This is a genomic window from Aquabacterium lacunae, assembly GCF_004310865.1.
GTDB lineage: Bacteria > Pseudomonadota > Gammaproteobacteria > Burkholderiales > Burkholderiaceae_C > Aquabacterium > Aquabacterium lacunae.
On record NZ_SIXI01000001.1, the window covers coordinates 815,982 to 840,137 of the forward strand.

17 protein-coding genes are annotated in these 24,156 nt (G+C 68.4%); 5 read left to right on the top strand and 12 right to left on the bottom strand.

Features of this window, described 5'->3' with window-relative positions; genetic code table 11:
* Position 1 precedes the first annotated feature (1 nt).
* The 3 genes from EYS42_RS03580 to EYS42_RS03590 all read right to left on the bottom strand — a co-directional run bounded on the left by EYS42_RS03580 (position 2) and on the right by EYS42_RS03590 (position 3,513).
* A complete protein-coding gene (locus EYS42_RS03580; RefSeq protein WP_130966442.1) occupies positions 2–757 on the bottom strand; it encodes a HesA/MoeB/ThiF family protein in 756 nt (251 codons plus the stop codon).
* Positions 754–2,256, bottom strand: coding sequence for a S41 family peptidase (locus EYS42_RS03585; RefSeq protein WP_130966443.1), 1,503 nt, complete (start codon positions 2,254–2,256; stop codon positions 754–756). Before EYS42_RS03585 ends, EYS42_RS03580 begins: the two co-directional genes overlap by 4 nt.
* Before the next feature lie 138 nt (positions 2,257–2,394).
* Positions 2,395–3,513 carry an ABC transporter ATP-binding protein gene (locus tag EYS42_RS03590; protein WP_245503484.1) on the bottom strand — a complete coding sequence of 373 codons (1,119 nt, stop codon included), beginning with the start codon at positions 3,511–3,513 and terminating at the stop codon, positions 2,395–2,397.
* A gap of 25 nt (positions 3,514–3,538) precedes the next feature.
* On the opposite strand from EYS42_RS03590, the gene EYS42_RS03595 reads away from it, so the two are divergent.
* Entirely contained in the window at positions 3,539–5,194 is a 1,656-nt protein-coding gene (locus EYS42_RS03595; protein WP_130966444.1) for an ABC transporter permease, read from the top strand.
* A 62-nt stretch (positions 5,195–5,256) separates the two neighbouring features.
* Complete coding sequence (locus EYS42_RS03600; RefSeq protein ID WP_130966445.1) at positions 5,257–8,055, top strand: CHASE domain-containing protein; 2,799 nt, start codon at positions 5,257–5,259, stop codon at positions 8,053–8,055.
* On the opposite strand, the gene EYS42_RS03605 is transcribed toward EYS42_RS03600, so the two are convergent.
* The 7 genes from EYS42_RS03605 to EYS42_RS03635 all read right to left on the bottom strand — a co-directional run bounded on the left by EYS42_RS03605 (position 8,056) and on the right by EYS42_RS03635 (position 16,226).
* On the bottom strand, positions 8,056–9,921 hold the full coding sequence (locus EYS42_RS03605; protein WP_130966446.1) for a polysaccharide biosynthesis protein: 1,866 nt from the start codon (positions 9,919–9,921) through the stop codon (positions 8,056–8,058).
* Positions 9,922–9,997: 76 nt separating this feature from the next.
* Complete coding sequence (locus EYS42_RS03610; protein WP_130966447.1) at positions 9,998–10,594, bottom strand: sugar transferase; 597 nt, start codon at positions 10,592–10,594, stop codon at positions 9,998–10,000.
* A 31-nt stretch (positions 10,595–10,625) separates the two neighbouring features.
* Positions 10,626–11,825, bottom strand: a complete 1,200-nt coding sequence (locus EYS42_RS03615; protein WP_130966448.1) for a DegT/DnrJ/EryC1/StrS family aminotransferase — start codon at positions 11,823–11,825, stop codon at positions 10,626–10,628.
* Between the two features lie 32 nt (positions 11,826–11,857).
* Positions 11,858–12,982: a glycosyltransferase family 2 protein gene (locus EYS42_RS03620; RefSeq protein ID WP_130966449.1), complete on the bottom strand. Its 1,125-nt coding sequence runs from the start codon at positions 12,980–12,982 to the stop codon at positions 11,858–11,860.
* Positions 12,979–14,100 carry a glycosyltransferase gene (locus tag EYS42_RS03625; RefSeq protein WP_130966450.1) on the bottom strand — a complete coding sequence of 374 codons (1,122 nt, stop codon included), beginning with the start codon at positions 14,098–14,100 and terminating at the stop codon, positions 12,979–12,981. The genes EYS42_RS03620 and EYS42_RS03625 overlap by 4 nt, the downstream gene beginning before the upstream one ends.
* A complete protein-coding gene (locus tag EYS42_RS03630) occupies positions 14,100–14,759 on the bottom strand; it encodes an acyltransferase (RefSeq protein WP_130966451.1) in 660 nt (219 codons plus the stop codon). Before EYS42_RS03630 ends, EYS42_RS03625 begins: the two co-directional genes overlap by 1 nt.
* A gap of 99 nt (positions 14,760–14,858) precedes the next feature.
* Positions 14,859–16,226 (bottom strand): MATE family efflux transporter, encoded by a 1,368-nt coding sequence (locus EYS42_RS03635; RefSeq protein ID WP_130966452.1) that lies wholly within the window; start codon positions 16,224–16,226, stop codon positions 14,859–14,861.
* Between the two features lie 136 nt (positions 16,227–16,362).
* On the opposite strand from EYS42_RS03635, the gene lysS reads away from it, so the two are divergent.
* Together lysS and EYS42_RS03645 are read left to right on the top strand one after the other, a co-directional pair.
* Positions 16,363–17,898 carry a lysine--tRNA ligase gene (lysS, locus tag EYS42_RS03640; RefSeq protein WP_130966453.1) on the top strand — a complete coding sequence of 512 codons (1,536 nt, stop codon included), beginning with the start codon at positions 16,363–16,365 and terminating at the stop codon, positions 17,896–17,898.
* Positions 17,899–18,192: 294 nt separating this feature from the next.
* A complete protein-coding gene (locus EYS42_RS03645; protein WP_165456623.1) occupies positions 18,193–19,371 on the top strand; it encodes an autotransporter outer membrane beta-barrel domain-containing protein in 1,179 nt (392 codons plus the stop codon).
* A 114-nt stretch (positions 19,372–19,485) separates the two neighbouring features.
* Here the strand turns inward: EYS42_RS03645 and EYS42_RS03650 are convergent, their stop codons facing one another.
* On the bottom strand, positions 19,486–21,237 hold the full coding sequence (locus EYS42_RS03650) for a caspase family protein (protein WP_130966455.1): 1,752 nt from the start codon (positions 21,235–21,237) through the stop codon (positions 19,486–19,488).
* Between the two features lie 2 nt (positions 21,238–21,239).
* The gene (locus tag EYS42_RS03655; protein WP_130966456.1) at positions 21,240–21,824 is read right to left on the bottom strand and encodes an OmpA family protein; all 585 of its coding nucleotides are present in this window, start codon (positions 21,822–21,824) and stop codon (positions 21,240–21,242) included.
* Positions 21,825–21,938: 114 nt separating this feature from the next.
* Between EYS42_RS03655 and EYS42_RS03660 the strand changes: the two genes are divergently transcribed.
* Positions 21,939–24,152: a molybdopterin-dependent oxidoreductase gene (locus tag EYS42_RS03660; protein ID WP_130966457.1), complete on the top strand. Its 2,214-nt coding sequence runs from the start codon at positions 21,939–21,941 to the stop codon at positions 24,150–24,152.
* Positions 24,153–24,156: the final 4 nt, after the last annotated feature.

The window sequence follows — 24,156 nt, forward strand, 5'->3', positions numbered from 1 at the left end:
CTCAGTGGGCCGAGCCACACACAGCGCAACCCGGCTGCCGCTTGAAACGCACCGCCGAGGTCTCGCCCGTGCGGCCATCGACCATCACCAGGCGGCCCAGCGCCGAGGCGGGCGTCAGGCCAGCCAGCTGGCGCAAGGCAGCACCCGCCTGCATCACCCCCACTTGCCCCACTGCCGGCGCAAACACGCCCATGGTGGCGCAGCGCACCTCGGGCGGCGCCTCATCAGGGGGGAACAGGCAGGCATAGCAGGGGCTGTCAGGCACGCGCGGGTCGAACACGGCCAGTTGCCCGTCCCAGCGCACGGCCGAGGCCAACACCAGGGGCTTGCCATGGCGCACGCTGGCGCGGTTGAGCAGGTGCCGGGTCTCGAATCGGTCGGTGCAATCCAGCAGCAGGTCGGCCTGCGGCGCCCACGCGGCCAGCAGGGCGTCGTCGGCACGGGCGTGCACAGGCTGCACCTGAACTTCCGGGTTCAGGGCCCGCAGCGTGTCGTAGGCCGACGCCACCTTGGGCCGGCCGATGCCATCGGTGCGGTGCACGATCTGGCGCTGCAAGTTGGTGAGGTCGACCTCGTCGGGGTCGATCACCGTGAGGCGCCCCACACCCGCACTGGCCAGGTACATCAGGGCCGGGGCCCCCAGGCCTCCTGCCCCCACCACCAGCACGTGCGAATCGATCAACCGCTGCTGCAGGTCTTCCGACCATTCGTCGAGCAGCAGGTGGCGGCTGTACCGCAGCCGCTGCGCATCGTTCACTTGCCGTCGGCCTTGGGCTTGTCGTCCTTGGCCTTTTCGTCCTTGCTGTCCTTGGCCTCGGCCTTCTCGTCCTTGCGCTCGGTCATGGTCTTGGAGGCCAGCACCGGCAGGCCCTTGAGCTGGTTCAGTGCCTGTTGCAGCTGGAAGTCTTCGGGGGAACCGAACTCGGGCAGAGGCTTGGGCTTGTCGTCCTTGTCCTTGGCTGCCTTTTCTTTTTCTTCCAGGCGCTTGATGGCTTCTTCGCGGGCCTTCTCGCGGGCAGCGTCCTTCGACTCGGGGCCCTGTCCGCTGGAGATGTGCTTCTCCAGGTCGGCTTCGCGCATGCGCAGGGCGCTGTAAAGATTGCCCTCGGCCGATTCGTCGATCATGACGTCGGGCACGATGCCCTTGGCCTGGATGCTGCGCCCATTGGGCGTGTAGTAGCGGGCTGTGGTGATCTTGAGGGCCGTGTCGGCCGTGAGCTGGCGCACGGTCTGCACCGAGCCCTTGCCGAAGGTCTGGGCGCCCATGATCACGGCGCGCTTGTGGTCCTGCAAGGCGCCCGAGACGATCTCGGAGGCCGAGGCCGAGCCCTCGTTGACCAGCACCACCACCGGCACGTTCTTGAGCGCGGCGGGCAGGCGGGCCAGCACGTCGCTGCCACTGCGGCGCGAGTAATCTTCAGGGCGGGCCAGGAACTTCTGCTTGCTTTCGGCCAGCTGGCCGTCGGTGGTCACCACCACCACGTCCTTGGGCAGGAAGGCCGCCGAAATGGCCACGGCACCGTCAAGCAAACCGCCCGGGTCATTGCGCAGGTCGAGCACCAGACCCTTGACCTGGGGCTCATCAGCGTAGAGCTTGCTCACCTTGGTGACGAAGTCTTCCACGGTGCGGTCCTGGAACTGCGTGATGCGCACGTAGGCATAGCCCGGCTCGACCATCTTGGCGCGCACGCTCTGCACGCGGATCTCTTCGCGGATGATCGTGACGGGGAAGCTGCGGTTCTCGCTCTTGCGGAAAATGGTGAGCACGACCTTGGTGTTGGGCTCGCCGCGCATGCGCTTGACGGCCTGGTCCATGGTCAGCCCTTTGACGAAGGTGTCGTCGATCTTGGTGATCAGGTCACCGCTCTTGAGGCCCGCGCGAAACGCAGGCGAACCTTCGATGGGCGAGACGATCTTGACGAGGCCGTCTTCCATGCCGATCTCGATGCCCACGCCCACGAACTTGCCCGAGGTGCCTTCGCGGAATTCCTTGAAGGTGGTCTTGTCAAAATACTGGCTGTGCGGGTCAAGGCCCGCCACCATGCCGCCGATGGCGTCGCTGATGAGCTTCTTTTCGTCGACCGGTTCAACGTAATCGGTCTTGATCATGCCGAACACGGCGGCCAGCTGCTGCAGCTCTTCCAGAGGCAGTTGTGGCGTGGCGCTTCGCGCGGTGGCCTGAAACTGCAAGGTGGTCATGCCGCCGGCCAGGGCACCAATGGCCACCCAGCCCGCAATCTTCAATTTGGAGGTCATTGTCCTTGCCTCGGTCTGCTCAGCAATGTGCTTCCGACTGGAGCACGTGTGGATCTTGCAGTATAGGAGAGGGGATGACAGCGCAAGGGGCAATCTGGGCTGAAAACCCGCACAGATCGGGTGAAGTCGGGTGAACGCTCAGGCCGCGCTCTGCGCCTGTCGCGCGAAGGTGACGACTTCCTGCGGCGCCAGGCGAATGCCCACCTCCTGGCCCGCCTGCAGGGCCGGCTCGGGCGGCAGCTCGGCGTACAGCACCTGCCCGTCGCTCAGACGCAGGGTGCCCAGCGCATCGGCCCCGCGGTACACCCAGCGCAGCACTTCAGCGCGCAGGCTGCTGTCGGGGTCGAGTGCAACGTCACTGGCCCGCAGGAGCAGGTCGTGGGGGGCCGATTCCGCGGGCGCCGGCGCCGGCGCCGGCACTGGCGCGGCAGCCGCGGGCACAGGCGGCGCTGAGGCATGCTGGTTGGCTGCCGTGTCGACCGGCTGGTCGTGCGACGCCATCCAGCGCGAAGGCAGCAGCACCCCCTGCCCGATGAATTCGGCCACGAAACGGCTGGCCGGCTGGCGATACAACTGGCGTGGGGCGTCCCACTGGTGCAACTGCCCCTGGTGCATCACGCCGACCTTGTCGCCCAGGGCAAAGGCCTCGGCCTGGTCGTGGGTGACGAACAATGCCGTGGTGCCGGTGGCCTTGAGGATGTCGCGCAGTTCGTGCACCAGGCGCTCGCGCAGGCTGGTGTCGAGGCTGGAAAAGGGCTCGTCCAGCAAGATGAGATCAGGCGCCGGGGCCAACGCACGGGCCAAAGCCACCCGCTGCTGCTGGCCACCCGACAGCTGATGAGGCCAGCGAGCAGCCAGCCCATCCAGACCGACCAGGGCCAGCATGCGTGCCACCCGTTCGTGGCGCTGGGTGCGGCCCAGGTGGCGCAAACCAAAAGCCACGTTGCCCGCCACCGTGAGGTGCGGGAACAGGGCGAAATCCTGGAAGACCATGCCGATGCGGCGCTTTTCAGCCGGCACCTGCAGGCGGGCGGCCGGGTCACTGACGCACTGGCCGGCAATGGAGACGCGACCCGCCGAAGGCCGCTCCAGCCCCGCGACCACGCGCAGCAAGGTGGTCTTGCCACAGCCCGACGGGCCGAGCAGCACGCCGATCTCGCCCGACATCAGGCTCAGGCTCACGCCATCGAGCACAGGCCGGGCCGCAGGGCCAGGCCAGCGCATCACCAGTTGATCAACGGACAGCATCGGCTTCATGGCCCCATGTTATCATCAAATGATAATGAGAGCTGTTTGCATTTATTTACTGATCGGGGTGGCGCTGCTGCTGAGCCTGCCCGTGGTCAGCGTGCTGACAGCCTGGGCGGGTGGCCCCGACACCTGGGGCACCGTGCGCCACCAGTTCGACACCGTGATGGGGCTTTACGCCTGGTCGTCGCTGCGGCTGGCGCTGGGGGTGGCCGTGGGCAGCGCCGTGCTGGGCGGGCTCACCGCCGCCGCCGTGGCCCTGCTCGATTTCCCTGGGCGCCGCTGGCTGGGTGCGGCCCTGCTGTTGCCCATGGCCATGCCAGCCTATGTGCTGGCCTATGTGCTGACCGACACCCTGCAGTTCAGTGGCCCGGTGCAGACCTGGTGGCGCGACTGGCAGGGCGCCGATGCGGGCCGTCTGCCCGATGTGCGCAGCCTCGGCGGCGCCGTGGTGCTGATGGTGCTGTGCCTGTATCCGTATGTGTACCTGCTGGTGCGTGCCAGCCTGGCCGACCAGGGCATGCGCCTGATGGAAGCCGCCCGCGTGCTCGGGGCCAGCTGGCCCCGCCGCCTGTTCACCGTGGCCCTGCCTGTCGCGCGCCCTGCCCTGGTGGCGGGGGTGGCCCTGACCCTGATGGAGACCCTGGCCGACTACGGTGTGGGTGCCTATTTCGGCCTGAGCACGGTCACCACCGGGATCTACCGGGCCTGGCTGTCGATGGACGACCGTCTGGGGGCCGCCCAGCTGGCCAGCCTGCTGCTCTTGGTGGTGATCGGCCTGCTGTGGCTGGAACAACGCGCACGCCGCGGCATGTCGCTGGCCATGAACCGGCCCGGGGCCTCGGCCGCTCAAGTGGCGCCTTTGCGCCTGCGTGGCTGGGCCGGCTGGGCCGTGAGCCTGGGCTGCGCCCTGCCGGTGCTGCTCGGCTTCGTGCTGCCCACGGTGCGGTTGCTGCAGCTGTTGTGGCAAGAACATCAACACGGCGAGTTCGGGCTGCCATGGGCCCAGTTCGCGCAGTGGTGCCTCAACAGCCTGCAACTGGCCGGTGGGGCGGCCATGCTGACCGTGCTGCTGGCCCTGGTGCTGGTGCACCTGGTGCGCACCACCGGGCACCGCGTACTCAAGGGCGCCACCGTGCTGCTGTCGATGGGGTATGCCGTGCCCGGTGCCGTGATCGCCGTGGGCCTGCTGTGGCCGGTGGGCCTGCTGCAATCGGTGTGGCCCGCTGAATGGCTCGACCCGCAGCGCCCGCTGCTGTCGCCGGCAGGCCTCATGACGGGCACCCTGTTCGGCCTGATGTACGCCTACCTGGTGCGTTTTTCCTCGGTGGCTTTGCAAACCATCGAGTCGGGCGACGCCCACATCAGCCGCACGCTCGACGAAAGTGCCCGGTTGATGGGTGTGTCGGGCTGGGCCCTGTGGTGGCGCGTGCACCTGCCGCTGCTGTGGCGCCCGGCGCTGGCAGCGACCACGCTGGTGTTCGTTGACGTGATGAAGGAACTGCCGGCCACCCTGGTGCTGCGCCCCTTCGACAGCGACACCCTGGCCGTCATGGCCTACCAGCTGGCCCGAGACGAGCGTCTGGGCGAAGCCGCCCTGCCCTCGCTGGCCATGGTGCTGGTGGGGCTGGTGCCGGTGCTGATGCTGTACCGCCAGATGAGCAAGGCCCACCACGCCCCGACGCACTGAGCGGGTCTGATAGGCTTGTGAATCTGTGCTCTTTCGGCACCGCACTTCACACCATCACCCCGATGCCCTTGTCGCCGCATGCCCGCCTGCTGCTGCAGCGCGCCGCCATCACGTTCGCCGCCTACACCCTGGCGGGGACGGCGTCGCTGTGGCTGTCGGGCTCGAACGATGCGGTCTCCCTGATGTACCTGGCCACCGGCGTGGGCCTGGCCTTCGTGCTGGGCTGGGGACGGCTGATGGCCGTGCCCGTGGGGCTGGGGTCCGCTGCCGTGTCCTGGATCGGGCAGTGCCTGGCCTCTCCCGACCCGATGGGTTGGGCCCTGTGGGTGTCTTTCATCATCAGCGGCTTCGGCGGCGGCCTGCAGGCCTGGTTGGCCGCACGCTGGACCATGCCCGACCCTCAGGGCGATCTGCGCCTTGACCGTCCGCGAGACATTGTCAGTTTCCTGGTGCTGGCGGGCCCCATGGCTTGCGTGTTCAACGCCGCCATCAGCACGACGGCCATGGTGGGGCTGGGGTTGCTACCCGCTGCCCTGTGGGCGCCGACCCTGGTGAGCTGGTGGGCGGGCGATGCCCTGGGCGTGCTGATGGGCACCCCGCCCCTGCTCACCTTGCTGGCCAGGCCACGCCCCCTGTGGCAGCGGCGTTTGCGCATCATGGGCATCCCCATGCTCGTGGCCATGCTGCTGCTGGCCGTGGGCATCCGGCAGATGCAGCGATGGGAGCACGAACGCGAGGCCGCCACCTTCCGGCAGGAGGTCGATCGCACGGCCACGGCCGTGAAGCTGCGCCTGAGTGGCTACCTGTCGGCCCTGGAGTCGTTGCGCGGCGTGTTCGATGCCTCCGATTCGGTCGAGCGCAACGAGTTCTCGCGGGCCAGCCGCCCCTGGTTGGAGCAGCTCAAGGATGTGCGGGCCATGGGCTGGGAGGAGCGGCTGTCCACCACGCGCCTGGCCGACTTCGAGGCCCAGCAACGCGCGGAAGGCCTGACCCAATACCGGGTGTTCGATGGCACCGAACGCCAGCCGCCACGGGGTGACGAAGTGGTCGCGCTGCGCTTCATCGAACCCATGGAGGGCAACGAAAGCGCACTGGGGTACAACGTGCTGTCACGCCCGCAAACCCGCCAGGCCTACCAACGGGCTGTGCTGGACAACCAGCCCAGCGTGACCCCGGCTCTGAACCTGATGCAGGACGACGCGCGCCAGACCGGCGTGGTCATCTATCGGGCGGTGTACCGCGACCCCAATGCCCTGCCCTCAGACCGGGCACGCTCGGCCGCTGGCGTGGTGTTCATTGCCTTGCGCCCCCAGGAGGCGCTGCAATCGGTGCTCAAGGACATGCCCTCGTACATGCGGGCCTGCCTGATCGACGTGACAGAGCGGGAGCCCGTGGTGCTGAGTGGCGATGCCGGCTGCCAGCAGGCCCACACGAGCGGCTCACCCATCAAGACGGCTCAGTCGCTGACCGTGCCACTGCCATTTGCACAGCGCCAGTGGGCCTTGCACCTCTGGGCGGTCGAGGCCGTGCCCATCGTGGGAGGACGGGCCACGTCCTGGATGTTTGCGACCGTGGGGGTGCTGTTTGCCGCGGCGTTGAGCGCCCTGCTGCTGGTGATCACCGGCACCACCGAGCGCATGGCCGCGGCCATGTCGGAAGCTCGCAGGCAGCGCGAGTCGGCCGAACAGGCCAACCAGGCCAAGAGCGAATTTCTCTCCCGCATGAGCCACGAATTGCGCACGCCGCTCAACGCCATGCTGGGCTTCTCGCAGGTGATGGGCCTTGACCCGTCTGAGCCCTTGGCGACCGGGCAACGACAACGGCTGGAACAGATCCAGCAGGCTGGCTGGCACCTGCTGGACATGATCGACGACGTGCTCGACCTGTCTCGCATCGACAGCGGCACCTTGCGCCTGGAGGTGGCCAACCTGCCCTTGCCGCCGGTGCTGGCCGCCTGTGAGCCGCTGGTGGCGGAACTGGCCGAGCGCATGGATGTGCACCTCACGCTGGACGGCACCTTGCCAGCCGGGTGGGGTGTGCAGGCCGACGAGACCCGTCTGCGGCAGGTGATCACCAACCTGCTGAGCAACGCCATCAAGTACAACCGCCCGGGCGGCTCGGTGCGTGTGCAGGCGGCGCTGGTCAAGACCAGCCAGGGGCCCATGGTCAACCTGGTGGTCACTGACAATGGCCTGGGCATGAGCGAGCAGCAGGTCAGCCAGCTGTTCCAGCCCTTCAACCGTCTGGGCCGCGAGCGTCAGGGGCAAGATGGCACAGGCATTGGACTGGTCATCAGCCGCCACCTCACGCAGCTGATGGGCGGCCAGTTGTCGGTGTCCAGCCGCGAAAGCGAAGGCTCGACCTTCACCTTGAGCCTGCCCGCGGCCTCCCTGCCTGTGCAGGCCAGTGCCCCGCCGCCACTCGCCACGACCAGCGCGGTGCCCACTTGGGGTACCCACGATGAGCCCACCCGCCATGTGCTGTACGTGGAAGACAACCTGGCCAACTCGGCCCTGGTGCAGGCGGCTTTGAGCTCACGCCCCTGGATCCGGCTGACGCTGGCAGAAACCATCGAAGACGGCCTGGCCGCCCTGCATGACCGCCTGGCTGGGCCAGCCCCGCAACTGATCTTGCTCGACGTGCACCTGCCCGACGCCTCGGGCCTGGACTTCCTCAAGCTGGCCAAGGCCAATCCGGAAACCCGCCACATCCCGGTGGTGATGATCTCGGCCGATGTGACGCCCGACCAGGTCAATGCCTGTCTGAGCGCCGGGGCCACCTGCTACCTCACAAAACCCGTGGGCATTGCCGACCTGCTGGAACAGGTCGACAAACTGCTGGGGCGCCGAAGCGCCGCCTGATCACTGGCGGGGCGCGTATTCAGGCACCAGCGTGTGCAGGCGCTGGCGCAGCTGGGCGGGCGGAGGCAGGTCTTCCTGACGCGCCAGGGCCAGCATTTCATCGATCCAGCCGGTGGGCAGCTCGCCGTTCAGGCGGGCCAGGCGCAGGCGCGGGTGGGGCGTGGGCAGGGTCTGGTCGGCATCGGCCAGCAGCTCTTCGTAGAGCTTTTCGCCCGGACGCAGGCCGCTGAACACGATGGGAATCTCGGCCTCGGTGTGGCCCGAGAGGTGAATCATTTCGCGGGCCAGGTCGGCGATCTTGATGGGCTGCCCCATGTCCATCACGAACACCTGCCCGCTGTCGGCCAGGGCGGCGGCCTGCAGCACCAGCTGCGAGGCCTCGGGAATGGTCATGAAAAATCGGGTGATCTCGGGGTGCGTGACCGTGACCGGCCCGCCCTTGGCGATCTGTTCCTTGAACTTGGGGATCACGCTGCCACTGCTGCCCAGCACGTTGCCGAAGCGCACGGCCATGAACCGGGTGCCCGGGGCCTGGGCGGTCCAGTGCGAGACCACCATTTCGGCCGCGCGCTTGGTGGCGCCCATCACGTTGGTGGGGTTCACGGCCTTGTCGGTCGAGATCAGCACGAAGCGGCGCACCCCAGCCTCGGCCGCGGCCTGGGCCACCTGGTAGGTGCCCAGGGTGTTGTTGCGGATCGCCATCCAGGCGTTCTCGTCTTCCATCAGAGGCACGTGCTTGTAGGCCGCTGCATGGAACACGAGGCCGGGCGACTGCTGGGCCATCACCCGGCGCAAGGTCGGCAGGTCTTTCACATCCCCCACCAGGCGCACCAGCGGCAGGTGGGGGAAACGCTCGCTCAGGTCTTGCTCGACCTGGTACAGCGCGAACTCGCTGAGCTCGAACAGCACCAGGCGGGTCGGGCCGAAACGGGCGATCTGGCGGCACAACTCGGAGCCGATGGAGCCGCCCGCGCCGGTCACCAGCACCACTTCGCCACTGATCAGGCTGGACAGCGCCGATTCATCAAGCTGCACCTTGTCGCGGCCCAGCAGGTCTTCGGGCTCGATGTCGCGCACGCGGTCGATGCGCGAGCGGCCTTCGCGCAGTTCGTCGGCCGAGGGCACGGTCACCACGGGCAGACCGGTCTCGGCCGCCAGGTCCAGCACCCGCTTGCGCTGCGGGCCGCTGGCCGAGGGCATGGCCAGGATCAGGTGGGTGACGCCGTCGACCACCTCAGCTTCTTTGAGGCGCTCGACGCCCCCCAGCACCGGCACGCCGCTCACGCGGGCCCCGTGCTTGCGCACATCGTCGTCAAGCAGACCGTGCACGGTCCAGCCGCGGTGCTGGATGCCGGCGATCAGCAGCTTGCCAGCGGCACCTGCGCCCAGCACCAGGGCGTGCTGGCCGGTGGCGTCGCCCCCGCGGGTGCGGGCGCGGGCGTGTTCATGGGCCATGCGCAGGAACATGCGGGCCAGGCTCAGGGTGATCAGTGCGAACACCGGGTGCAAGGCCAGCACGGCACGGGGAATCTCGACCAGCTGGGCCATCAGCACCACCACGGCACTGGCCAGCCCAGCGCCAACGCACACCCAGCCCAGGCGGGAGATTTCCTGGAAGCTGACGTAGCGCCAGGCGGCCTTGGGCACACCCAGGGCCCACGACACGGTGCTGTACACCACGATCACCCCCAGCAGCACGCCGTTGTCGTAGCTGGGGCGCTCGTGCAGCCAGCGCTCCACGCCCATGCGGAACAGGTAGGTGGCATGCCAGGCCAGCGCAATCAGCCCCGCGTCGGCCGCCAGCACCGAGGCGGTGCGGTGTGCACGCAGGCGGTCCAGCAAGGGGGCAAGGCGGGTCCAGATCATGGTCAGGGGCGGTGGAAAGGCTTGTGCAAAGCCCACATTGTCCTACGGCAGGTGGCAGCAAGGCGCCGGAGGTGTGTCAACGCCGGACGATGGCCACCAGCGTGCGCCAGATCAGGCGCACATCCAGCCACACCGAGGCCTGGTCCACATAGCGGGCCGCCAGGGCCAGCTTGTGCGGCAGCACATCGTGGATGTAGGCATGCTCGGGGTCGGCCGCACGCGCCAGCACGGCGCTTTCGTCGCGGTACTCGATCGAGGCGATGTCGGTGATGCCCGGGCGCACCGACAGCACCTTGGCCTTGAGCTCGGCCGGGTACACGGCCACATAGCGCGGCACCTCCGGACGCGGCCCCACCAGGCTCATGTCGCCCCACCACACATCGAGCAGCTGAGGCAATTCGTCGAGCTTGCTGGCGCGCAGGAAGTGGCCCACGCGCGTGATGCGCGCATCGGCCCCCACCGTGATCTGCAGGCCCTGGCCCACCGGCGCATGGCGCATGGTGCGGAACTTGTGGATGCGAAAGGGCACGCCGTGGCGTCCCACCCGCTCTTGCCGGAAGAACACGGGCCCGGGCGAATCGAGCTTGACGGCCAGGGCAATGAGCAGCAGCACCGGGGCCAGCACCAGCAGGCCCAGGGAAGACATCACCCAGTCGAACACGCGCTTGGCCATCACCCGAGTCTCGTCAGCCCCATGACGGGCCTCAACGGCCGAAGGCCTTGCGAACCGCCGTGATCACCCGCTCGACATCGGCATCGGTCATGCGGGTGTACAGCGGCAGGCTCACCATGCGCTCGTAGGCCTTCTGGCTGTGCGGGAACTGCACGGGCTGCAGGTCGTAGCGCTCTTTCCAGTAAGGGTGCAGGTGCAGCGGGATGTAGTGCACGCTCACGCCGATGCCGTCGGCGAACAGGCTGTCGATCAGCTGGTCGCGCGTGAGGGTGGCCTCGTCAGACAGGCGCACCACGTACAGGTGCCAGGCGTGCAGGTCACCCGCGTGCTGCGGTCGCGGGGGCAGCACCAGGGGCAGGTCGGCCAGGGCTTCGTCGAAGCGGGTGGCGATCTGCTCGCGGCGCACCTGGAAGCCGTCAATGCGCGTCAACTGGTGCAAGCCCAGGGCCGCCGCGATGTCGGTCAGGTTGTACTTGAAGCCGGGCGCCACGATCTCGTAGTACCAGCTGGGCACCTTGGCCGTGAAGCGGTCGAAGGCATCGCGGTTGATGCCGTGCAGGCGCATGACCTTGGCCCGCGCAGCCAGCTCGGCATTGCGCGTGACCAGCATGCCGCCTTCGCCGGTGGTCATGGTCTTGTTGGCGTAGAAGCTGAACACGACCGCATCGCTGGCGTGCAGCCCCACCAGCTGGCCCTTGAAGGTGGTGGGCAGCGCGTGGGCAGCGTCTTCGACCACCTTCAGGCCATGGCGCTGGGCGATGTCGTGGATGGCGTCCATGTCGACGGCCAGGCCCGCGTAGTGCACAGGCATGATGCACTTGGTGCGCGGCGTGATGGCCGCTTCAATGGCCGCCGGGTCGATGTTCAGCGTGGCCGGGTCGATGTCGACCAGCTTCACGTCGGCACCGAGGTAGCGCACCACCTCGGCCGTGGCCGTGAAGGTGTGCGTGGTGGTGATGACTTCGTCGCCCGGGCCGATGCCCAGGGCTTCCAGCGCCAGGTGCAGCCCGGCCGTGGCCGAGTTCACCGCGATGCAGTGCAGGCCGTGCTCGCCCGCCTGGCCACCGTTCAGGTAGGTGCCAAACGCCTCTTCGAACTTGCGGGCCTTGGGGCCCGTGGTGACCCAGCCAGAACGCAGGGTGTCGACCACTTCGGCGATTTCTTCTTCGCCGATTTCAGGCAGGGCAAAGGGCAGAAAGGGCAAGACAGGCTGAGACGGGGTGTTCGACATGTGCAGACTCGGTTTCGAATGCGGTGCAGGGCTCAGCGCTGCGCAGCGGCCCCGCGGGTCAGGCGGCCAAAGCTGGGGTCGGGACGGCCCTTGACGAGCGCGTCCCACCAGCCACGCAGGCTGCCCAGGCCATAGCCCCAATGGTAGGCCGCGATCACGGCGGGCAGGTGGGGCTTGAGCTCGGCACCGGCCTCGCGGGCGATGCGGCCGCTGATCCACCACACGGCCGCGCCATAAGCCAGCAGCCCGGCCACCAGCAGCAGCGAGCTGCCCAGCATCAGCCACACGGCCACATCGCGCGCAGGGCCCACGGGCATCCACGACACCGCCAGCCCGGCCAGCAGCGACAGGCCGTACAGCAGGGCCAGCCCGCCCACGAACAGGCCCGGAATCAGGTGGCGCAGGGCTGCGGCCTGGCCATGTTTTTTCATGACGAAGGGCTTCCAGTAGCCGTACTGGCGGTACTGGCGGAACACGTCCATCTTGTGGGCGCGCGGGAAGTAGGTGGAGCGGATGCTGGCCGACTGCCACACCTTGCCGCCACCCTTGTGGATGCGCAGGTTGTGCTCGTCGTCCTGGTTGCGCACCAGGGTTTCGTCGAAACCGCCAAAGCGCTCGAAGGTGGCTTTGGGCCAGGCCCCCAGGTACACCGTGTCCACCCAGCCGTTGTGGATCAGGTCGCGCGAGAGGGCACCACCGGCCACCAGCTTCGACTGGAAGGCCGCGGCCACCGCACGCTGCACCACACCGGCGGTGCCTGGCTGGCCTTCGGCCTTCCAGGGGCCGCCCACGTTGTCGGCCCCGGTGGCCTGCCAGGTGGCCAGGCACTGGGCCACGTAGTCGGGCGCGTACACGGTGTGCACGTCCAGGCGCACGATGAACTCGCCCGCGGCCTGCTCGATGCAGCGGTTCAGCCCGCACGACACGATGCGGCCCGGGTTGTCGATCATGACGAAACGCGGATCACGCCGGCAGAAGGCCTGCAGCTTCTTGCGGGTGCCGTCGTCGCTCAGGCCATCGGCGATCAGCACCTGCAGCTGCCAGCCGGCCGGCACCTGCTGGCCCGCCACGCTGCGGCAGAAAGCCTCGATGTGATCGGCCTCATTGCGGCACGGCACGATCACCGAGACCGTGCGTCTCACGGCGTTCACGGTCATGCCGACCTCACCGGGCGACCCTTGTTCAGGCTGGAACAGGGCTTGAGCAGCTGCAGGTACAGGGCCCACATGCGGTCCATCTGGCCGCGGCGCGAGGCCTCTCGTTCAACCACCACGCGGTTGTAGGCGCCCATCAGGCGCGCCTGCTCCGGGTGGTCACAGGCCTGTACCAGGGCTGTGGTGATGGCCTGGGCGTCACGCACAGGCACGATCCAGCCGCCGCGGGCATCCAGCCACTGGCGATTGGCCGGCAGGTCGGAAGCCACGATGGGCAGGCCACAGGCCATGGATTCCAGCACCGACACCGAGGTGGCGTCGCTGGTGGGCACCGAGATGGACACACGGCTGCGCTGGATGGCGGCCACCATGGCCTGGTCACCCACTCGGCCGTGGAACACCACGGCATCATGCAGGCCCAGTGCGGCCACCTGGGCCTTCAGGGCCTCGGCCTGGGTGCCGCCACCCAGCAGGTGCAGACGGGCCTGGGCCTGGGGACGGGCCGCGCGCAGCCCGGCAAAGCCCTGCAGCACGGTGTCGATGTTGTAGTTGGGCTCCCAGCTGCGCAGGCTGACCACCTCGAACCCCTCGGCCGGCACGGCGGGGCAAAACTTGTCGGTGTCGGCGCCCCACAAGATCTGATGGGCCGGCGCATGGGGGTGGTAGCCCGCGATCTCTTCGATCATGTCCATGGAATCGGCCGTGATCAGGTCGGCACGGCGCAGCGACCAGCCCACCACCTGGCGCATGAGGCGGCTCTCGCGCGGCGTGACCAGGATGTCCGAGCCCCAGGCTGTGAGCACGGTGGGGCGTTGGAGGCCACAGGCCGCAGCCCACAGGCCATAGGAGGTCACGTAGTGGCCATGCACCACACACACCGGCCAGCGGGCATGCAGTTGCGCCGCCACCCGACGCACCTCCGGCAGGGCCAGGAACCAGCCCATCTTGTCGCTGCCCGGGCGGATGGCGATCACTTCGTCCGCACCCGGCACCTCGGCTGGCTGCCGCGTGATCACCACGGCACGGGCACCGCGCTCGACCACGGCGGCCACCCAGCGACGCGTGTGCACGCTGGCGGCATCGGCAAAGAACAGGATGCGGTCCGGGGCCTTGGGCGCCATCAGGCTCGGCCTCCGGCGCGTGCGTTGCGCTGGTCCGCGTGGGCCAAGGCCTTGTTGAGGTTGTCGTGCCCGGCCCAGGCCGCATACACGGCGTGCAACTCGGGGTGCTGCGCCAGCAGGCTGGCATCGACCTCGCGGGTGTCGCCCATGACCACCGCCGGCTGGCCCATGGTGCGCGGGCCCACGATGGCGAAGTCGGGCACATCACCCGACACGAAACTGAAGGCCTGCACGATCACGCCACGGCCAATGCGGGCGCCTGGCGCGATGATGCAATGCGGGCCCACGAAGCTGTAGGCGCCAATGTGGGTGGCGCGGCGCACATAGCCCACCGGGTCAGGGTGGCCGTAGTATTGTTGCCCCATGATGCGCACCGAACGGTGGCTGGAGTGGCTGAGCACCGACACGTAGTTGGTGATCTGCACGCCCTCGTCGATGGTCAGGCCGTTCGAGCCGTCGATGCGGTTGAAGTGCCCGATGAAGATGTGGTCGGCCAGCGTGATGCCCTCTGGACATTCGAAACAGGTGTGCGTGCTGAACCGGGTGCTGGGGCAGTAGCCTCCGCGCGCGTTCTGCCACCCGTAAATGATGCGCGGGCCACTCGCCAGCGACAGCAGGCGGGCCAGGGCACGTTTGATGGTTTGCGGGATGGCGGACATGGCGGCGTTTCAGGGAGCCCGTATTGTCACCGGGAAGTCATCGCCGCGCGCCCGGCTGCCAGGGGCACCCCTCAAACACGCCCCCGCGAGCCCGGGGTGTCAGCCCTTTGTGGCAGCCGCGTCAGCCGGGATGGCTGGCACACCCGACCACAAGGCCCGCCAGGGCAGGCCCGCGTGCTGCAGGAACACCCGGTAGGCCACGGCAATGGCCACGATGTAGCCCAGGCTGGAGGCCACCGCGGCCCCCACCGCGCCATGCAGGGGCACCAGCAACCAGCCCAGCGAGAAGCTGATGGCCAGCGACAGGGCTGCAATGCTGCCCGACAGGTGCGGCTTGCCCAGGTGGTTGGTGTAGAACGCCGACAGGCTGGAAGCTGCGGCATAGGCGGCCACCCCTGGAAGCAGGGCCGCCAGCGGCAGAACCGAAGCGGCATAAGCCTCACCCATCAACCAGGGCAGCCCCCACCATGCACCCGCCAAGAGCAAAGGGGCCGCCGCCAGCGTGGCCAGCACATTGATGCGCACAGCCTGCACCGTGGTCTGCCCGGCAATGGCCCGGTCGGGATGGCCAATGCGCGAATACGCCGACACCGACACCGACGACGACAGCAGCCACAGCAGCTCGGCCACGCTCACGGCCACCGAATAGGTGCCCACCACGGCCAGCCCCAGGTGGCGCTCGACCAGGAACAACGAAGCCCGGTAGTTCAGCAGGCTGACCACATTGGTGATGCCGATGGTGGCCACGAAGCCAGGCTCCTGCCACCAGCGCGGCCGGGGCTGCACCGGCGCAATGCCTTGTCCGGCCCGGGCGTCGTCACGCAGGCGCGCTTCGCGCAGGGCATACAGCGCCGTGGCCACCGCCACCACCGATTTGCCCAGCACCCAGGCCGTCAGCACCAGCACCACCATGGGCGTCTGGCGCTTGGTGCTGTCAAGCAACCACCACACCACCGACAGCCCGCCCAGCACCGACGCGGGCGCCGCCACCTGAGCCAGGTTCAGCGGCCACATGCGGCCCTGCCCCAGCCACAGGCCGGTGGCGGTGGGCACCAGCAGCAAAAAAGGCGCGGCCAGGGCCAGCAGCCACAACTGCGCATAGGGCATCACCGAGGTCGACCACGACACGGCCAGCAACACACCCGAGGCCAGCAAGCCCAGCCCCACCGCAGCGCGCAGCACGCTGCGCAACAGGGGCGCACCGAAGCCCGACTCACCGGCCTCCTGGCGCGACACCTGGCGGGCCAGCCACAGACCCAGGCCCGTGAACAGCGTGAGCAAGGCCGACTCGATGGCCACGAACAGCGCGAACGCGCCCTGCACCTTGGGCCCCTGACGGGCCACCAGCACCGTGATCGTCAGGCCCAGACCCACGATCAGCAGCTTGGCCGCCAGGTTGCCCAGGGCGGCTTTCGGGATGGCCGACCAGGCCCGGCGAAGCAGAGAATCAGACGCGTTGACAGACATTGCCGCCCATTGTCTCGCACGGTTTCATACAATCGAGGGTTTGGCCCCACCCGAAACTGTTGTCTTGCGCCGGTTCATAGCCGGTCTGACACCGCCAGGGGGGAGCGCCCCGCCACCGAAACCAGCCCATCCAGCCATGAGCACGCCTGACACGTCCAAGCCTTCGACGCCCGACACCGCCACCCCCGAGACCGTGGTGGACACCAACAAACTGGTGGCCGAGCGTCGCGAGAAACTGGCGGCCATCCGCGCTCAGGGCGTGGCCTTCCCCAACGATTTCAAGCCGGCCGACCGCGCTGCGGGTCTGCACGCCGCCCACGACGGCACCGAACCCGAGGCCCTGGAAGCCCAGGCGGTCAAGGCCAGCGTGGGGGGCCGCCTGATGCTCAAGCGCGTCATGGGCAAGGCCTGCTTCGGCACCCTGCAAGACGCCACCGGCCGCATCCAGGTGTACGTCACGCTCGACAACGTGGGCGCCGAGGCCCTGCAGGCCTTCAAACACTGGGACCTGGGCGACATCCTGGGCGCCGAAGGCACCCTGTTCAAGACCAAGACCGGCGAGCTGTCGATCAAGGTGAGCAGCATCCGCCTGCTGACCAAAGCCCTGCGCCCGCTGCCGGACAAGTTCCACGGCATGACCGACCAGGAGCAGAAGTACCGCCAGCGTTACGTCGACCTGATCGTCGACGAAGAATCGCGCGCCCGCTTCATCGCGCGCAGCAAGGCCGTGGCCTCGATCCGCAGCTTCATGGTCGACCACGGCTTCCTGGAAGTCGAAACGCCCATGATGCACCCCATCCCTGGGGGTGCCAACGCCAAGCCCTTCATCACCCACCACAACGCGCTCGACCAGGAAATGTTCCTGCGCATCGCGCCCGAGCTGTACCTCAAGCGCCTGGTGGTCGGTGGCTTCGAGCGGGTGTTCGAGATCAACCGCAACTTCCGCAACGAAGGCGTGTCGGTGCGGCACAACCCCGAATTCACCATGATGGAGTTCTACGCGGCCTGGTGGAACCACCGCGACCTGATGGACTTCACCGAGAGCATCCTGCGCCACGCGGCCATTGCGGCCGTGGGCACCGCCAAGGTCACGTATGGCGGCAAGGAAGTCGACCTCGAATCGCCTTTCGAGCGCCTGACCGTGCGTGAGTCGCTGGTGAAGTACGCCGGCCTGAGTTCGGAAGAGGCCGACAACGCCGAGGTGCTGCACAGCAAGCTCAAGCAGCTGGGCGAAGAACCCCCGGCCCGCTGGAGCCTGGCCGAGCTGCAGTTCGGCCTGTTCGAAGCCGCAGTGGAAGAAAAGCTGTGGCAGCCCACCTTCATCATCGACTACCCGGTGGAAGTGAGCCCGCTGGCGCGCGCATCGGATGCCGACCCCAGCATCACCGAACGCTTCGAGCTGTTCATCACCGGCCGCGAATACGGCAACGGCTTCAGCGAATTGAACGACCCCGAAGAGCAGGCCGCCCGGTTCGCTGCCCAAGCCAATGCCAAGGAAGCTGGCGACGAAGAGGCCATGTACTTCGACGCCGACTACATCCGCGCGCTCGAATACGGCCTGCCCCCCACGGGCGGCTGCGGCATCGGCATCGACCGCCTGATGATGCTGCTGACCGACGCGCCCAACATCCGTGACGTGATTTTGTTCCCGGCGCTGCGCCGCGAGGCGTGATAGCCGGCTGTAAGCTGCGCCCGACCGGGCGTGGCCACACGACACCAGGGGCCCCAGTGGCCCCTTTTTCATAACCCCTGAGGCAAGGGGGCTCACCCCCGCTGGCGGGATGGCATGGCATACGCTGCATGGAAAAATCTGCGGCTTCAAACACGTCGCCATTCCACGAGCGGCATGCCAACACTTCAGGGAGAAGCAAGCCCACCGCTGGTGGGCAAGGCGTGCTTGCGCGTGGGTTTCAAGTTTTTGTCCATGCCTCTCACACCCCTCCTTTCGCCAACCCGTGTCTGGCTGGTGCTGACACCCGTCGCTGTGGCTGCCTGCTGGTGGCCGCTGATCACGCAGGCTCAGGCCATGACCGCTTCGGCGGACATCCCTTGCGCTGCGCCCAATGAAGCGCCGGCTGAGGCGCCCGCCGAAGAATTCATACCTGACTCCGATGGCACCCGGTTCATCGACCGAGACATCGAAACGGCGCTGACGCGAGAACGCGCCGCCGCCATCGGTCAGAACGTGTCCGCCACCGAATGCGGCCCGCTGGTGCAAGGTGGCGTGCTGGCCCTGCACAGCCAGCAGGCCCTTCGGCTGCAACTCCACCAGCAGCAACTGCGCGTGCTGCAACGCCAGCAGGCCGACCGCCTGGGCGGCAGCCCCTGGCTGCGTGGCGAGCGCCGCCTGAGCGTGTGGGCACAGGGCGCCAGCCACACGGCCGACCAGGGGGCCATGGCCAACGCCGCAGGCCTGGCCCAAAGCAGCGCCGACCTGAACCTGGGCGCCGACTACCGTCTGAGCGAGCAGGCTGTGGTGGGTGCGGGCCTGTCCCTTCAGTACCCCCGCCTGCGCTGGCTGGGCACGGCCTCACGCGTGAGAGGCCAGCAGGTGGGCCTGAGCCTGTATGGCCTGCACGAACTGGGACGCTGGGGACACTTGAGCCTTGCCGTGGCCCGCAGCACCGACCGCTACCGCAGCACCACCGACCTGGGCGACGGCACCGTGGTCGATGGCCGCCAGCGCGGCCACACCACCGGCCTGAGCCTGCAATGGGGCCATGACCTGGCCTGGGGCGCTCACAGTGTGTCGCCCTACCTGCGCCTGGACCAGGTGCGCACCCGCCTGACAGACGCTACCGTGGGTGACACCCAGGGGCGCTCGGATGCGGCCAGCGTGGGCGTGCAATGGCAGGCCAGCGTGCTGCAGACCTGGGGCGTGCTGCTGCCCTATGCCCGCGTGGAATGGAGCGAAACCACCCGCCAGCGCCTGACGGGCGCGTCGGCGCAGGCCTACGCCACGGCGCAAGGCTGGCTGCCTGCTCCCGCACCGCAAGCGGCCGACCGCCACCAGGGCAGTGCGGCGGTGGGCCTGTCATCGGTGAACGCCAAGGGCATGAGCCTGTTTGCCGACTACGAGCAAGGCATCGGCCTGCGCAACACCACACACTGGCGGTTCAGCGCAGGTGTGCGGCAGGAGCTGTGATCGATCGGGGCATCCGAGATGCCCCGCCCTGCGTGCCCAATTCACCGCGCAGTTTGCCGAGCACCCCTCACCGGGTGCCCACCATGAAGGGCTCTTCCGCGGCCCCTTCGCGCCTCAACGGGGGCTGAGCACGAAGTCGCCGGCCTCATGCCCGGCAAAAGCAATCGGGGCATAGTGTGGCTGCTGCTGCACCTGCAGCCTGCGGCCCAGATGGGCAAAGCGGGCTGCCACCGCCTGGTGCAATTCCAGCGCCGCCACGGGGGCCTGCACCTGGCGCAGCACGTCGAGCAGGCTGCGTGCGAACAGCGAATGCTCGATGCTGCCGCCGTCGAGCACCGGCTCCAGCCCGCCCGACGTCATGGCCACACGCACCCTCTGCCGCGACAGGAACTCCAGCGCCTGGCGGCGTTGCCCTTCGGCCAGGGCCGTGTCGATCTGGGGCATCAGCGAATGGGTGAGCGTACCCGAGTAGCAGGAATCAGCGATCACCATGGCGTGCCGCGCCTGCATGGCCGACAGCTGGTCGGTCACGTCGATCACCGACACCCAGCGGCTGACATCCTGCTTGTCACCATCGACCGGAATCCAGTAGCCACGGGCCGTGACGTTGTCCATCTGGCCGTGGCCGGCGTAGTACACCAGCACCTGGTCCTGCGGTCCTGCGCGCGCGCGCAGGGCCTGCAAGGCCTGCAGCATCTGGGCCCGGGTGGCGTTGCGAACCCATTGCACGTCAAAGCCATAGCGGTCACGCAGCACCTCGCCCACGGCCTGGGCATCGGTGAGGGGGGTGTCGAGCGCGCCCCATTGGGCATAGGCCTGGTTGGCGATCATCAGGGCCCAGCGCCGACCGGCGGGCAAAGCCTGGGCGCGCTCCCCCGGAGCCCGTTCAACCGAGGCGGCTGCACCCGATGCCGTCGGCGCTTGTACCATCAGCTGTTCGGGCGACGGGGGGGGGGCCACCGGCCGGGCCAGGGCTTCCCCGCTGGAGCGCTGCACCACCCGCACCTCGGTGCGGGCCAGGGCACCGTCAGTGGCCTGAGCTTCCAGGGCATAGGCCTGCGCACCCGCCATGGCCGCCCCGCCCTGCTCCGCACTGGCCACCGGCACCTGCAGCAGCCCCTGGGCATCAAGCTGCACCGCCTGCCCGTTGACCTTCACCGACTTCAAGCCGGCAGGCGCCACCACGCGGGCCACCAGCTCTCGGGCCTGCGGACCGGCCTCGACCGTCAACACCCCATCGACCGGCCTGGGCAGGCGCATGGCGGCCTCAGGTGCCACCACCTCGATGCGCAGGCGCTCACGCGGGGCCATGACCAGCCCCGCCACCCAGCCGCCCGACGCCGCCGCCAGCAACTGCTGGGTGCGGTCAGAGCCGGGCGTGGTGGCGCCGCTTTGCACATCCAGACTGGCCAGATTGAACTGTGCACGGGCCACGCCGGCCGCTGCGGCCTTCTCGTACCAGGCACGCGCCAGCTTGGGCTGCCCTTGCTGCTCGTACAACTCACCTGCGGTGGCCTGGGCTTCGGGCATGCCGTCGGCGGCCAGGGGCAACCAGATCTTCAAGGCCCCCACGGTGTCTTGCGATTCGACATATTCGCCACCCGCAGCCAGACACTCGGACGGGCTCACGCGCAGGGCACGCCGGGGCGTGGCCACCACGCTCAGGCCCAGGCGGCGCACCTGTCCGGGCAACAGGCAATGCACCCAGGCCCCACTGGCTTGCGCACGGTCGGTCTCGGTGGCGGCATTGAGGCGCTCAAGCGCATCGGCCGCATGCGCGCTCAACGGAGCCGCACCAGCCAGCAGCGCACACGCTGCCCGTGCAGCCAGCGCCATGCGCAGGGCCTTGCAAACTTGATGGCGCATGCTCACCCCGCGCGGAACTGCACGCGGCGGTTGCGCGGGCTGTAGGGGTCGGTGTCGATGGGCTTGCGCGGGCCCTTGCCATCGACCTGCAATTGCCTGGGCGACAGGCCCTTGGCCGCGATCAGGTACTCGCGCACCGCCTGCGCGCGCTTGAGCGACAGGCTGTCGTTGTAGTTCAGCGTGCCCTTGGCGTCGGTGTGGCCCTCGATCACCACCTTCACCGTGCCTTCGGTCAGCTTGATGCCTTCGGCGATGGTGTTGAGCTGGATGCGGGCCTGCGGCGTGAGCTGCGCCGAATCGAAGCCGAAGGTGATGGGCACCGACAAGGCGCTGGCCTCGGTCACCTGACGCACGGGCTTTTGCTCGAGTGCGGCAAAGGGCGAGCCTGCAGGCATCTGGCCGCGCAGCTTCTGCTGTTCGACCGCGCCGCGCGACAGGATGTCGGCCACGTCCTGCGCCGAGGGGGCCTGTCCGTTTTCGTAAACCATGACCGATTGGGCCTGGGCTGCGGTCATGCCGGCGGCCAGAACCCAAGGAAAGAGGACACGGGCGGCCGCAGCCAGCCCGAATGCACGGGGTGCCATCATGTGTTTCCCTGAAGATTGATTTGGTTGGCGGCGATTGTTCCATGCGAGGATGGGCGTTCGTGTCCCCTGAGCGGGGGGATGCCATGCCACACCCCATGCAGTGAACCCATCGCCATGAGCCACACCGCCTCCCCTGCTGCCCACGGCAGCACCCTGCCCGTGACCACCCGCACCGTGCAGGGCGCCTGCAACCTGTGCGAGGCCATCTGCGGCCTGACCTTCACCGTCGAGACCCAGGGCACGCACGAGCGCATCGTGTCCATCAAGGGCAACGAGGCCGACCCGCTGTCACGCGGGCACATCTGCCCCAAGGCCGTGGCCCTGAAAGACCTGCACGAAGACCCCGACCGCCTGCGCCAGCCCGTGCGCCGCGTGGTGACCAACGGCCAGACCACCTGGCAGCCCATCGGCTGGGACCAGGCCTTCGACCTGGTGGTCGAGCAACTGGCGCGTGTGCGCGAGCAACACGGCTCGCAGGCCGTGGCCGTGTACCAGGGCAACCCCAGCGTGCACAACTGGGGCAACATCACCCACGCCCAGACCTTTTTCGGCCAGCTCAAGACACGGCACCGCTACTCGGCCACCTCGGTCGACCAGCTGCCGCACCACCTGGTGTCGCACTGGCTGTATGGCCACCAGATGCGCATCCCCGTGCCCGACATCGACCGCACGCAGTTCATGCTGATCCTGGGCGGCAACCCGATGGCCAGCAACGGCAGCCTGATGACCGTGCCCGATGTGCGCGCGCGCTTCAAGGCCCTGAAAGAGCGCGGCGGGCAGCTGGTGGTGGTCGACCCCCGCCGCACCGAAACCGCGGCCCTGGCCCAGGAACACCTGGCCATCGAGCCCGGCACCGACGCGGCCTGGCTGCTGGCCCTGCTGCACACCCTGTTTGACGAACAGCTGCTGCGCCCGCGCCGGTGGGAGGGCCTGCTGCAGCACATCGAGGTCGTTCAACAGGCGGTGCAGCCCTTCAGCCCCGAGGCCATGGCAGGCGTCACCGGCATCGACGCGGCCACCACCCGCCGCCTGGCCCGCACGCTGGCCACCTCGGAAGCCGGTGTGGTCTACGGCCGCATGGGCGTGTCCACCCAGGCGCATGGCGTGGTGTGCCAATGGGCCATCCAGGTGCTGAACCTGCTGTGTGGCCAGGTCGACCACGAAGGCGGCGCCTTGCTGACCTCGCCGGCCGTGAACCTGATCCAGATGGGCCTGATGGGCAAGGGCCATTTCGACGTGTGGCGCAGCCGCGTGCGCGGCGCCCCCGAGTTCAATGGCGAGTTGCCTGTGGCCGTCATGGCCGAAGAAATGCTCACGCCGGGCCAAGGCCAGGTGCGCGCCCTGATCACCTCGTGCGGCAACCCGGTGCTGTCCACCCCCAACGGCCAGCAGCTCGACCGCGCGCTGGAGGGGCTGGATTTCATGGTGGCCATTGATTTCTTCATCAACGAGACCACGCGCCATGCCGACGTGATCCTGCCGCCCACCTGCTTCGTCGAGCACGACCACTACGACCTGGTCTTCCTGCACCTGGCCGTTCGCAACGTGGCCCGCTACAGCGAGCCCGTGGTGGCGCCCGCCGAAGGCAGCCTGCACGACTGGCAGATCTACAGCGAACTGGCGCGCCGCTACGCCCGCCGCCTGTGGGGCGTGGAAAGCAAAAGCACGCTCGGCCGACTCAAGGGCATGGCCATGCGCGCCGCCCTCACGCGGCTGAGCCCCAAGCGCCTGCTGCAGCTGGGCCTGGGCCGCAAGGGCGCCCGTGTGACCTGGGACGAGCTCAAGCAGCACCCCGAGGGTGTGGACCTGGGCCCGCTGGAGCCGCAACTGATCGACGCCCTCAAAAAACAGAACCGCCGCGTGAACCTGATGCCCGACCGCATCGCGCAGGAGCTGCCCCGCCTGGTGCAGGCCTTCGTGACCGAGGTGGCCCGCCCCAACGCGCTGCGCCTGATCGGCCGGCGTGACGTGCGCAGCAACAACTCGTGGATGCACAACACCGAGCGCTTGGTGTCGGGCAAGCCGCGCTGCACCCTGTACATGCACCCTGTTGATGCCCAGGCCCGCCAGCTCAGCGAAGGCCAGGTGGTGCGCATTGCCTCGCGCGTGGGCGAAGTGCAGGCCCCCGTGCACATCACGCCCGACATGCGCCCCGGTGTGGTCAGCCTGCCGCATGGCTGGGGGCATGGCCGCCAGGGCACACAATTGCGGGTGGCCCAGGCGCACGCCGGGGTCTCCATCAACGACCTGACCGACGACCAGCTGACCGATGGCATCAGCGGCAACGCCGCCTTCAGTGCCACCCCGGTCGAGGTGCAGGCCGCCTGACACC